The sequence below is a fragment of the Candidatus Planktophila sp. genome (assembly GCF_040402275.1).
Taxonomy (GTDB): Bacteria; Actinomycetota; Actinomycetes; order Nanopelagicales; family Nanopelagicaceae; genus Planktophila.
Map to the genome: position 1 here is coordinate 1 of NZ_JBBAMW010000003.1, position 12,341 is coordinate 12,341.

Below are 12,341 nucleotides of genomic sequence, written 5' to 3' on the forward strand. Positions count from 1 at the left end.
AAGAAGGATTAAGAATCACCATAGATCCTTCTTCTTCACCAACCATGCCTTCGGCGCGTAACTGAGAACCAATTTCAAGTCCAGCTATTTCACGTCGGCCTAAGAAATGTAGTGAAACCCCACCAGATTCATCCCAGATTTCGACTTCAAGGGTTGGGGCTGATCCACGAGGCGCGATTTTAATTGATGTAACACGACCTTGGACTTGTGCTCGTCTGCGCCATTCAATGTTGCCAATTGGTGTCACATTTTCGGCGTAGTGACTTACTGGATCAAGGTTCACCGGTGGTGCCTTTTTAATCTGCTTAGGGGCAGGTACTGCAGGAGCGTCCTTTTCATCAGCAATCAAATTTATTCCAGAAGTAATACGGTCCACGTCGATAGGAACAATTGTTGCAACTACTCGAGGCAATTGTGAAATAGGTGCGGCAATTTCTTCAGCAGTTTGATCATGAAGTAAGCGACCTAAGAATCCAGAGTACGCACGACGCGGAAGAAGTAAAGTTAATTCAACATCTGGTTTTTCTGTCATTCGAATTGCATAATCTAAAGCAGAGTTAGCAAGTCGACGATCAGGACAGTCAATTAACTCAAGTGTTACATCATCTAACGCATCCGATGCTGCCCACGCTGCTTGGATTTCTTCAGCGCGACGATCATCTATGACAAAGTGGACAGCAGCTAAATTGCGTGGCTTCAAACTACGTGCATATCGAATCGCGCGAACAGTCGCAATATCAACGTTATCTACAAGAACAGTCACGTCGTGGCGCGCAATAGATGTAGCACGCTCTTGATGTTGCTTAACAACTAATGCTTCTTGTTCACGTGTGTACTGGCGACGCAAGCGCAAGAACACAATTACTAAAATCGGTGCAGTAACAAGAACTAACCAGGCACCTTCTGTAAATTTAACAACTGAGAAGATTACAACGACAACAGAAGAGATGCTTCCTGCCAAACTATTGATAAATACTTTAGCTTTCCAGGCACCAGTCTTGTTGCGTAGTGCGTGACGAGTCATTCCAAAACCGGCCAAGGTGAAGCCTGTGAAAACTCCAAGTGCGTAGAAAGCAACTAGGTGTTCAACAGATCCTGCGGTAATTAACACTAAGAAGATTCCACCACCAGAAAGCAACAAGATTCCGTTTGAGAAAGCAAGACGGTGGCCGCGCTTTGTTAGTTGACGTGGCAAGTAGCCATCTGTTGCAACAAAGTTAACCAAGATTGGAAAGGCGCTGTATGTGGTGTTTGCTCCAGCAAACAAGATAAGCATTGTGGCTAGCTGAACCATTACGAACATAATCTGACCCACAGTGCCATCTCCCATGATGGTTTTAGCAATCTGCGAAATAACGGTTGGCGTGCCGGATTCATAAGGCATTGCATGGATTTTGTGGGCAAACCATGAGACACCAAGAACAAGAATTCCAAGCAAAGTACTCATCACGTACAGGGTGCGACGAGCGTTTACATGTTCAGGAGTCTTAAATAAGGCCACACCATCAGAAATTGCTTCTAAACCAGTTAGAGATGAACCACCATTAGCAAAGGCGCGAAGCAGAATAAAGATCGCAGCAAAGGTTAAGAGCCCTTGGCTTTCTCCAACATGGACAGCACCAGGCAAATCAGTAGGCAATACATCAATATTTCCGGTAACAACCTTGTAGAGACCAGTTGTGAATACGATGAACATGCATCCAACGAAGAAGTACGTTGGTAAAGCAAATGCTTTACCTGCTTCTTTTACTCCACGTAGGTTTCCGTAAGTAAGCAAGATGATTACTACCAAAATCATTGGAATCTTGTAGCTGTTAAGAGATGGGAACGTTGAGATAATTGCTGCAACACCTGCTGCAGATTGAATTGCAACGGTCACGATGTAATCAAGCATCAATGCAACAGCTGCAATTTGCGCAACTACGGGGCCAAAGTTATCGCGGGAGACAATGTATGCCCCACCCACCTTTGTATAGACATTAATTACATCTCGATATGACAATGTAATGATCACCAAAATTGTTAAAACAACAGCCGTCATTGGCATCAAGATTGCAAAAGCCGCCAATCCAAATGCTGGTAGTAATGCAATTAAAATCTGTTCAGAACCATAGGCAGATGAAGAAATACAGTCTGAAGAAAGAATTCCTAATGCATAACGCTTGCTGAGGCGCTGGTGGCCCAAAGAGTGACGGTTAAGTGGGTTACCCAATAAACGGCGTTTGATTGTGTAGAAAAAGGGGTCCTTCAGATGTGCGTGATCCCTTAAAACTTCTGGGGCTGGCGCATCATCAGTCCACGACTTGGGCACTTAAACTCCTCTTTTAATTGCATTTACTGCAATTTAATAAGTATCACTCTACCTCAGCCCGCACAATCTTCACTGTTTTACGCGTAAAGCGTATGCTTCAGGCTATGCATACACAGTTATATATCGATGGCCAGTGGGTTGATGGAATTGGAAAGTTACCTGTTTACGATCCAAGCGACGGATCGGTAATTGCCGAAGTAGCCCTTGCTGGAGATGCGCAATGTGATGCCGCAATTGCAGCTGCAGATGCCGCAGCAACAGCATGGGCAAAGACTGCCCCCAGATATCGTTCAGAGATATTGCGTAAAGCATTTGAATTAATGACGGCAGAAAGTGAAGCGATCGCAACAATGATCTCTCGCGAAAACGGAAAAGCAATGCCCGATGCTCGCGGTGAAGCGGCATATGCTGCCGAATTCTTCCGTTGGTTTGCCGAAGAAACTGTTCGCACACCAGGTGATTTCCGTAAATCTCCATCAGGGGATAAGCGAATCCTTGTCTCACACGAACCAATTGGTCTTTCTATTCTCATTACACCGTGGAACTTCCCTGCAGGAATGGCTACCCGCAAGATCGGCCCAGCTATTGCTGCTGGTTGCACCATGGTCTTAAAGCCAGCGGGTGAAACTCCACTGACTGCGATGTACATCGTGGATCTCATGGAACGCGCAGGTTTGCCAAAGGGAGTTCTAAACTTAGTTCTTCCAGAAAAAACAGGTCCCGCAATTTCAAAGATGTTGCATGATCCACGTGTTAAGAACCTTTCCTTTACAGGTTCAACAGAAACTGGTCGCATCCTTCTTAAAGAGGCTGCAGACCGCGTTATTCGCTGCTCTATGGAGCTTGGCGGAAATGCACAAGTTGTTATTCATGATGATGCAGATCTAGCAGTAACAATTCCGCAGCTGTCCCTTGCAAAGATGCGCAATGGTGGTGCTGCTTGCACATCTGCAAACCGAATCTTTGTTCAACGAGGTATTGCAGATAAGTTCATTGCAGAGATGACTAAGTCCATGAGCTCATATGTAATGGGCCGTGGAACTGAAGCCACAACGACACTTGGCGCTTATGTTTCAATGAAAGAGCGCAACAAGATTGCTGACATAGTTGATGAATCAATCGCAGCTGGTGCAAAGGTTGAAGTTGGTGGAGTTAAGCCTGAAGGTAATGGCGCTTTCTACCCAGCAACGGTGTTAGTTGTTAAAAAAGATAACCCAATCCTGCTGCATGAAATCTTTGGACCAGTTGCACCAATTGTTATTTTTGATACCGATGAAGAAGGAATCGAAATGGCTAATGACACCGATTTTGGTCTTATTAGTTATGTCTTCTCTTCAAACCTGACCCGCGCACTGCGCACAGCGGAGGCGATGGAATCAGGAATGGTTGCAATCAATAAGGGTGTTATCTCAGATCCAGCCGCACCATTTGGTGGCGTGAAGCAATCAGGCTTGGGCCGCGAAGGTGGCTTTGATGGAATTCATGAGTTCTTGCAGACCAAGTTCATTGGCGTAGAGATCTAATCTATTGGGGATTTAGCTATCTAAATAGATAGTTCGGAGTGTATGGCGGTTTTCGATCGGCAAATGTTTGATATAGGAATTCTTCCGTTTCTTTAAACAGATTAGTAAGAATTTTTATGTTTGATTCTTGATTTTTAGTCAATTCCGATTCCATGAAAAATACATATCTAACTCCATAATTCAAGGAATAGAAACCGTAAGCAACTCCGTCGATAATCGTGTATTCAATAAGATAAAACCCGAATTGAATAGTCATCCACTTATTTTTTAACAAGTATTGCGCTCTTGGAGCGTACCGTTGTGTTTGAACGAACAATCCAAAGTCGCCAGAACCGATATCGTAAACACTGCGCGCGAAACCCTTCACGAGTTTTTTGAACCAGTAGTTGGCTAGTTTTTTCATTATGCGCCATCGAAAGCGATCCATTTTAGAAGTTTGGTAGAACGAATCTGCTTCTAACTCATCCCAATTGTCAGACTCAATTTCTTCAGAGACTATTAGAATTTCTGCCCAGCCCTGCTCACTATTTGACACTTCATTTATATTTCTATTTTTTCTCATGATGAGAATGTACAAAGAATCTAAATTACGCAGAGTGACTTTTTAACTCTAGTTCTGAGTTATGCACTCGACAGCATCCAACTTTGTAGAAAAACTTCATCAATAAGTGGTATGAAATAGTTAAATGAGATGAGAACCACCCCCAGGACTAATCTCAGCTAGAGCTTCTTACGCTTCAAGAAATCACTCACAGCGTTTATCCATGCTGCAGGTTCTTCTACCCATGAAAGGTGTGAAGAATAAGGAAGACAGACCCACTCAGCACCTTTAATCTTTTTCACAAGATGCTTTTGCATCTTTGGAGTTACCTCGTCGAATTTTCCATTAATAAGAAGTGTTGGAACTTTTATTTTCTTGAGTTGATCTTCTACATCCCAGGTATTTAATGAGCCGATAGGTGCAAATTCAACAGGCCCCCACATCGCTGCATAAACAGTCGGATTTACTGCAAGTTGACCAAAGGCTTCAGCCACATCTGTTGTCATTGGAACGCGCACCAAATGTCGTATAGTGAAGAAATCATTTGCTGCTTCAAACTCAGGAGAGGTGTAATTACCTTCCTTTAAACCCTTGTGGACTGCTTTGCGATGTACCGCGGGTAATTCAGAAACAAGTCTTTCAATTTCAGGCAACCACTTTGGAACAGATGCAAGAGAATTGGCAATTACAAGACCTTTCAACCCCTTTGGCTTTTCAACTGCGTGCGCAAAGGAAAGAATTCCACCCCATGATTGACCAACAAGGATGTACTTCTTCGAAATCTTTAATTCTTTCAATAGCAAATCAAGTTCTTCTTTAAAGAGCTCAACGGTCCAGAACTCACTTGGCTTGTCATTTAAATGCGTTGATTGACCACATCCAATTTGATCGTAGACAATTACCGGACGGCCCGACATAGCGATGAGATGAACAATTCCGAGAACATAGTTATGTGGAGCACCAGGTCCACCATGTATGACAACAGCCGGAGTCAGCTTGGATTTCAAATCTCCAACGACTCGATACCAAGTGCTGCCGTACTTCCATTGCATCGTTCCGGTGTAGTCAAGTGCTTGCTCAGCCATTATTGCTCTCCACTCTTTGCCATGATTGGCAACGGTACGCTGGGAGCACCGGGAGTGGAATAGTTTTTAAATGAACCTTCTGAGCGGAGGATGAGGGATTTGAACCCTCGATAGGTTGCCCTATACACGCTTTCCAAGCGTGCGCACTCGGCCGCTATGCGAATCCTCCCGAGGAGGTGAACTCTATCGGTGGCTGTAACTATGATTACGCCAGATCCCTCGTACGGCGTTATCCGTACTGAACTCCCCCAGGGCAGGAATGCAGCAAGGGTAGGTCCGCTCTGGCGGGTGTGCGAGGGGTCCTTTTAATAGGGTTTGCAAGAAGGAAAAATGGGCGCGACGAACAGTAGAGGAGCACGGCGATGTCTTTAGCTTTGTATCGTAAATATCGTCCCTCTGTTTTTGCAGATGTCATCGGACAAGAACATGTAACTGTTCCACTTTCAAATGCTCTGGAATCAGGTCGCACACACCACGCATATTTATTTAGTGGTCCACGTGGTTGCGGAAAAACTTCTAGCGCACGAATCATGGCGCGCTCGCTAAATTGTGAAAAAGGTCCAACACCAAATCCATGTGGTGAATGTCAGTCATGTAAAGATCTAGTTGCGAATGGTCCAGGTTCATTAGATGTGATTGAACTAGATGCAGCCACGCACGGTTTAGTAGACGATGCCCGCGATCTTCGCGACAAAGCATTCTTTGCACCAGTACAAAGTCGTTACAAGATTTACATTATTGATGAGGCACATCAGCTTGGACCAGGTGCTGCCAATGCACTACTTAAAGTTGTGGAAGAGCCACCAGCACATGTGATTTTCATTTTCGCTACGACAGAACCAGATAAGTTGATTGCAACTATCCGTTCTCGTACACACCACTACCCATTCCGCTTAGTTCCACCAGGAACTCTGGCTGCTCATCTTGAAAAGGTTTGTAACGCTGAAGGCGTAAAGGTTGATAAGGGTGTTATTCCACTTGTAGTGCGGGCATCTGGCGGCTCTGTGCGTGATGCACTCTCTGTCCTAGGTCAGCTTTTAGCTGGTGCCGGCAAAGATGGCGTTAGCTATGAAATTGCAATTCAACTACTTGGCTTCACAGATGGTGCGCTTCTAGATGATGCAATCGATGCGATTGCCGCCCATGATGGGGCAACACTATTTAAGACAATCGATCGTGTCATTGAATCAGGACATGATCCACGCAGATTTACTAGCGATATGTTGGAACGTATCCGCGATTTAATGATTGTAGATGCGTTAAAGGATTCAACAGTTAATTCAATCTTGCGCGATATGCCAGATGATCAAATGGAACGCATGCGCAATCAGGCAAACAGAATTGGAACTGCAAATCTTTCACGAGCAGCAGATATTGCAGCAGAAGGTTTGACCCAAATGCGTGGTGCTACAGCTCCCCGCTTGATCCTGGAGCTGATTTGTGGGCGCATTTTGTTGCCGATTGGCGATAACACTGAGGCGGGAATGTTGTCTCGAATTGAAAGACTTGAACGTGCTGAAAATATTGCGCCTCTCACTACATCCGTTCGTTCTTCAGAAACACGAACCGTGGAGCCAAAAGAAAAAGCAACCTCCACTCATTCGGTTTCTGATGTCACTCCCTCTAAAGCTGAAGAAGTTGTAACGCCCATTAAAGAAAAGAACTCCGCCCCTGTCTCCGTACCGAAGGCGCACGTACCGGGTAACTTCGATATTGCAGCACTTAGACGAGCATGGCCTGATGTGATTGAAGATGTGAAGAAGCGTCGCAGGCTGACTTGGTCCCTCTTAAGTGCATCTGCGCAGGTATTGAGCGTTGATGAAGATGCAATCACTATTGGCATTATTAATGCTGGGGCTAAGGAAAGCTTTGAGCGTTCTGAATCTGATGTGATTCTACGTAATGCATTTATTGATGTGGTGGGACTGGATCGAAAGATTGCAGTTGTCGTTGATCCTTCAATTGATACCAATACACCGGCTGCCCGTGAGACAAGAACCTCTGAAGCACCAAGTGATGCTGTGCTTTTGTCAGGTGCTGCGCTTTTGGCAAAAGAGCTTGGCGCAAAAATTGTTGAGGGTAAGTAATAGATGTCAGGAATGTATGAGGGTGCAATTCAAGATTTAATTGATGCGCTAGGTCGCCTGCCAGGTATTGGCCCAAAGAGTGCCCAGCGAATTGCTTTTCACATCTTGCAATCTGATGCCGAAGTTGCATCAGCTCTTGTTGACTCAATTCGTGTAGTTAAAGAGCGCGTTAAGTTTTGTGTTGTGTGTGGAAATGTTTCAGAAGAGGATGAATGCCGCATTTGCCGGGATCCTCGCCGCGATAACACCACCATTTGTGTTGTTGAAGAGAGCAAAGATGTAATTGCAATTGAACGTACTCGAGAATTTCGCGGTAAGTACCATGTGCTAGGTGGTGCGATTAGTCCGATCGATGGCATTGGTCCGGAACAACTTCGCATACGTGAATTAATGGTTCGTTTGGCAGATGCTGGAATCGTTGAAGTAATCTTGGCAACTGATCCCAACCTTGAAGGTGAAGCAACAGCTACCTATCTATCCCGACTTATTAAGCCGATGGATATAAAGGTCTCGCGCTTGGCCAGCGGATTGCCAGTAGGCGGAGATTTGGAGTATGCCGATGAAGTTACCTTGGGCCGTGCCTTTGAGGGCCGTAGGGATGTTTAATCTCATTAATTGAGATGCTACTTGTCTCATTATTTGGGAAAAGCGAGAAATTGGGTAGCCCCACAAGATTTTGTGCTTCATGATTGAGCCATGGGGTTAATTGTTCAGAAGTACGGCGGCTCATCCGTGGCAGATGCGGCAGGGCTAAAGCGCGTTGCCAACAGAATTGTGGCGGCAAAGCGGGACGGTAATCAGGTTGTTGTTGTGGTCTCTGCCATGGGCGATACAACCGATGAGTTGATTGATCTGGCTGAACAAATCACTCCTATTCCTCAGGGCCGTGAGTTAGATATGTTGCTAACTGCCGGTGAGCGAATTTCAATGGCACTTCTTGCAATGGCAATTAATAACTTAGGCCACGAAGCTCTGTCGTTCACAGGCAGCCAAGCAGGTGTGATTACAACTTCTGCACATGGTCGCGCTCGTATTATTGATGTGACACCTGGTCGAATTAAAGAAGCGTTAGATGCTGGATCAATCGCAATTGTTGCCGGCTTCCAAGGAATTTCGCAAGATACAAAAGATGTAACAACTCTGGGTCGAGGTGGCAGTGACACAACAGCTGTTGCATTAGCTGCGGCGTTAGATGCAGACGTGTGCGAAATTTACACAGATGTTGATGGGGTATTTAGCGCCGACCCACGAGTTGTTCCAGATGCTCGTAAGTTAAAGACAGTTACTTATGATGAAATGCTTGAACTCGCAGCAAGCGGTGCAAAGGTGCTGCACTTGCGTTGCGTTGAATACGCACGCCGTTACAATTTACCAATTCACGTACGTTCATCTTTTACAACAAATGAAGGAACATGGGTGGTCAAAGATCATCCAGAAGGAGGCGCAATGGAACAAGCAATCATCTCAGGAATCGCACATGATAAGTCTGAGGCAAAGATAACGATTGTCGGAGTGCCCGACCGAACTGGTGTTGCTGCACGCATCTTCCAAGCGATTGCAGATGCCGACATCAACATCGACATGATCGTGCAGAATGTTTCTGCCGCCGCCACTGGTCTTACAGACATTTCATTCACATTACCAAAGGCAGAAGGTGCTGGGGCAACTGCAATTTTGCAGAAGCTACAAGGTGAAGTTGGCTTTGCTTCAATTCAATACGATGATCAAATCGGCAAATTGTCATTAGTTGGTGCTGGTATGCGCTCACATCCAGGTGTTACTGCAACATTCTTTGGTGCTTTATCTGATGCAGGCGTGAATATTGAAATGATTTCAACCTCTGAAATTCGTATTTCAATTATTTGTCGCGAGACAGATCTTGAGCGCGGAGCCAAGGCTGCTCACACCGCGTTTGCATTAGATGCAGATCAAAATGAAGCTGTTGTATATGGAGGAACTGGGCGATGAGTAAAAAAGTTAAGAAAGTCCCAAAGAAACCAACACTTGCAGTAGTAGGTGCCACTGGTGCAGTCGGCACCGTAATGCTCAGCATTTTGTCTGAGCGCAAAGATGTGTGGGGCGAGATCCGTCTGATCGCTTCGGCGCGCAGTGCAGGCAAGAAGTTAATGTGCCGCGGAGAAGAGTTGACCGTTGTCGCACTTTCTCCTGAAGCTTTTGACGGCATCGATGTTGCAATGTTTGATGTTCCAGATGAAGTTTCTGCAGAGTGGGCACCGATTGCTGTCTCTCGTGGTGCAATCGTTGTTGATAACTCTGGCGCATTTCGAATGGATCCAAAGGTTCCATTGGTGGTTCCTGAAGTTAATCCAAAGGATACAAAGAAGCGTCCAAAGGGAATTATCTCAAATCCAAACTGCACAACTCTTTCAATGATTGTTGCAATGGGCGCACTCAACAAGAAGTATCAGTTGAAGGAACTTGTTGTTGCTTCATATCAAGCAGCATCGGGAGCTGGGCAATCTGGTATCGATGCGTTGCGTGAACAGATTTTGGCAGTTGCAGGAACCAATGCCGGTGAAGCAACTGGTGATGTTCGCAAGCACGTAAAGGATTCAGGGCCATTTCCTGCACCTCTTGCACTCAATGTTGTGCCATGGGCAGGATCATTAAAGGAAGATGGACACACATCTGAAGAGCTCAAGGTTCGCAATGAATCTCGCAAGATTCTAGGAATGCCACGCTTAAAGGTTTCTGCAACATGTGTTCGTGTTCCAGTTCTGACAACACATTCACTTGTGGTGCATGCAACCTTTAAGAATGATGTCACTCGCAAGGGAGCGCAAAAGCTGCTTGAAAAGGCAGCAGGAGTTATCTTGCTTGATGACCCAGAGAATAAGAAGTTTCCAACGCCAAATGATGCTGTTGGAACAGATGCAACGTGGGTGGGTCGAGTACGCAGATCACCAGATGATAAGAAATCTCTTGATTTGTTCTTGTGTGGAGACAATCTACGCAAGGGAGCAGCGCTTAATACCGCTCAAATTGCCGAGCTATTGGCGGTAGAGTTAACAAAATGACGATCAAAGAAACATTACGCGCCGACTTAACTGAAGCAATCCGTGGTCGCAACGAGATTACATCCAGCACTATCCGTATGGTTCTAACCGCAATCACTAATGAAGAGGTTGCCGGCAAGGAAGCACGCGTGCTTAGCGATGATGAAGTAATTGTTGTGTTGTCGCGCGAAGCAAAGAAGCGTCGTGAAGCAGCAGAAGCATTTGAAGGTGCTGGCCATCCACAAAAGGCTGCACTAGAAAAGTCTGAAGGAGAAGTTATTGCTAAGTATTTGCCTGCGCAGTTTACTGCAGATGAGGTTAAGGCAATCATTGCTGATGCAATCGCATCAACTGGTGCTGCAGGCCCTGCAGATATGGGCAAGGTAATGGGTGCCATCAAGGCAAAGATTGCAGGAAAGGCTGATGGGGCACTTGTTTCATCACTAGTGAAAGAGAGTCTCAACAAATGATTAAGTATGAATACGCGACAGTTCCACTTCTTTCACATGCAACTAAGCAGATCCTTGATACATGGGGTTCAGATGGTTGGGAGCTTGTGCAAGTTATTCCAGCACCCGGCAGCGGCGAGCAGCTTGTTGCATACATGAAGAGAGCAATTGCATGAATAGGGTTGATGTTCGTGCGAAGCTAGCTGAACTTGGTTTAGAGCTTCCAGTTGCTGCAAAGCCAGTTGCTGCTTATGTTCCAGCAATTCGTACAGGCAATTTAGTTTTTACAGCAGGACAACTTCCTCTTGCTGGCGGAGAAATGGCTGGCGTTGGAAAGGTTGACGGAGAGATCTCACCTGAGCGTGCAAAGGAGCTTGCACAAGTTTGTGCACTCAATGCGCTAGCTGCAGTTGAAACCGTTGCTGATGTCAACAAAATTACAAAGATTGTTCGCGTAGTTGGATATGTAAACGGAGTTCCTGGCTTTATCGGTCATCCTGGTGTAGTTAATGGAGCATCGGAACTGTTTATTGCAATCTGGGGCGACGGTGCAAAGCATGCACGTAGCGCTGTTGGAATTGCAGAGCTTCCACTTAACTCACCAGTGGAGATTGAACTAACAGTCGAAATTACCGACTAACGCTTACTTACTTCTCTTTAAGAGTCGTTCGAAATCTGTAATTAGTACTGCACGACCATCTAGCTTTAACCAGTTGCGTCCTGCGAAATCAGCAAGTGCTTTATTAACAGTTTCGCGTGATGCACCAACTAGTTGGGCCAATTCTTCTTGAGTGAGATCATGGTGAACAAATAAACCTTCATCAGTTTTCTTTCCAAAACGCTCACCCAGATCAATAAGAGCTTTGGCAACACGTCCTGGAACATCAGAGAACACTAAGTCGCCAACTGCTTCATTAGTGCGGCGTAGTCGCTGCGCCAAACTAGCGAGAAGTTGCAGCGAAACCTTTGGATTTTCAGCAAGCCATGGAAGCAATTTTTCTTGTCCCAGACTTAACAACTTTGCATCGGTAACAGCCGTTGCAGTTGAAGTACGTGGGCCTGGATCAAAAAGACTTAACTCGCCGAACATTTCGCCGGGTCCAAGGATTGACAGTAGGTTTTCACGGCCATCACCACTTGAAGTTCCAAGTTTTAGTTTGCCCTCGGCTATTACATAGAGCTGATCGCCCCCATCGCCCTCGGCAAACAAGATAGTTCCCTTTGCAATCTTTACGGAAACCATGTTCGCAAGCAGGGAAGCCGAAGCGGCATCATCAAGCGCGGTAAAAAGGGGCGCTTTGCGAATAACTTCTTGATCTATGGGCACG

Annotated in this window: 12 protein-coding genes, 1 tRNA gene and 1 other RNA gene; 9 read left to right on the forward strand and 5 right to left on the reverse strand. The window is 45.7% G+C overall.

All coding sequences use genetic code 11. From position 1 onward, the window contains the following. Positions 1-2,311, reverse strand: a 2,311-nt coding sequence (locus AC9UEY_RS01140) for an amino acid permease (protein WP_509536580.1), incomplete at its 3' end; no start/stop codon positions are given. A gap of 104 nt (positions 2,312-2,415) precedes the next feature. Between AC9UEY_RS01140 and AC9UEY_RS01145 the strand changes: the two genes are divergently transcribed. After that, complete coding sequence (locus AC9UEY_RS01145) at positions 2,416-3,834, forward strand: NAD-dependent succinate-semialdehyde dehydrogenase (RefSeq protein WP_509536583.1); 1,419 nt, start codon at positions 2,416-2,418, stop codon at positions 3,832-3,834. A 16-nt stretch (positions 3,835-3,850) separates the two neighbouring features. On the opposite strand, the gene AC9UEY_RS01150 is transcribed toward AC9UEY_RS01145, so the two are convergent. The 3 genes from AC9UEY_RS01150 to AC9UEY_RS01160 form a co-directional block, all read right to left on the reverse strand. Continuing rightward, positions 3,851-4,396 (reverse strand): hypothetical protein, encoded by a 546-nt coding sequence (locus AC9UEY_RS01150; RefSeq protein WP_509536586.1) that lies wholly within the window; start codon positions 4,394-4,396, stop codon positions 3,851-3,853. 158 nt (positions 4,397-4,554) lie between these two features. Next, positions 4,555-5,460 carry a proline iminopeptidase-family hydrolase gene (locus AC9UEY_RS01155; RefSeq protein ID WP_509536589.1) on the reverse strand — a complete coding sequence of 302 codons (906 nt, stop codon included), beginning with the start codon at positions 5,458-5,460 and terminating at the stop codon, positions 4,555-4,557. Between the two features lie 84 nt (positions 5,461-5,544). Then, positions 5,545-5,629: transfer RNA gene (locus AC9UEY_RS01160), tRNA-Ser, on the reverse strand. Positions 5,630-5,670: 41 nt separating this feature from the next. On the opposite strand from AC9UEY_RS01160, the gene ffs reads away from it, so the two are divergent. The 8 genes from ffs (at position 5,671) to AC9UEY_RS01200 (ending at position 11,653) form a co-directional block, all read left to right on the forward strand. Beyond that, positions 5,671-5,768, forward strand: an RNA gene (gene ffs / locus AC9UEY_RS01165) — signal recognition particle sRNA small type. A gap of 54 nt (positions 5,769-5,822) precedes the next feature. Continuing rightward, positions 5,823-7,547, forward strand: a complete 1,725-nt coding sequence (locus AC9UEY_RS01170; protein WP_509536592.1) for a DNA polymerase III subunit gamma and tau — start codon at positions 5,823-5,825, stop codon at positions 7,545-7,547. Between the two features lie 12 nt (positions 7,548-7,559). Then, positions 7,560-8,153: a recombination mediator RecR gene (gene recR, locus AC9UEY_RS01175; protein ID WP_509536830.1), complete on the forward strand. Its 594-nt coding sequence runs from the start codon at positions 7,560-7,562 to the stop codon at positions 8,151-8,153. A gap of 90 nt (positions 8,154-8,243) precedes the next feature. After that, positions 8,244-9,515, forward strand: coding sequence for an aspartate kinase (locus AC9UEY_RS01180; protein ID WP_509536594.1), 1,272 nt, complete (start codon positions 8,244-8,246; stop codon positions 9,513-9,515). Next, on the forward strand, positions 9,512-10,585 hold the full coding sequence (locus AC9UEY_RS01185) for an aspartate-semialdehyde dehydrogenase (protein ID WP_509536597.1): 1,074 nt from the start codon (positions 9,512-9,514) through the stop codon (positions 10,583-10,585). The genes AC9UEY_RS01180 and AC9UEY_RS01185 overlap by 4 nt, the downstream gene beginning before the upstream one ends. Next, positions 10,582-11,034 (forward strand): GatB/YqeY domain-containing protein, encoded by a 453-nt coding sequence (locus AC9UEY_RS01190; protein ID WP_509536600.1) that lies wholly within the window; start codon positions 10,582-10,584, stop codon positions 11,032-11,034. Before AC9UEY_RS01185 ends, AC9UEY_RS01190 begins: the two co-directional genes overlap by 4 nt. Continuing rightward, positions 11,031-11,189, forward strand: coding sequence for a Sp36 family protein (gene sp36 / locus AC9UEY_RS01195; RefSeq protein ID WP_509536603.1), 159 nt, complete (start codon positions 11,031-11,033; stop codon positions 11,187-11,189). Before AC9UEY_RS01190 ends, sp36 begins: the two co-directional genes overlap by 4 nt. After that, positions 11,186-11,653, forward strand: a complete 468-nt coding sequence (locus AC9UEY_RS01200) for a RidA family protein (RefSeq protein WP_509536606.1) — start codon at positions 11,186-11,188, stop codon at positions 11,651-11,653. The genes sp36 and AC9UEY_RS01200 overlap by 4 nt, the downstream gene beginning before the upstream one ends. A 3-nt stretch (positions 11,654-11,656) precedes the next feature. Here AC9UEY_RS01200 and AC9UEY_RS01205 read toward each other — a convergent pair whose 3' ends face one another. After that, a complete protein-coding gene (locus AC9UEY_RS01205) occupies positions 11,657-12,340 on the reverse strand; it encodes a Crp/Fnr family transcriptional regulator (protein WP_509536608.1) in 684 nt (227 codons plus the stop codon). Position 12,341 lies beyond the last annotated feature (1 nt).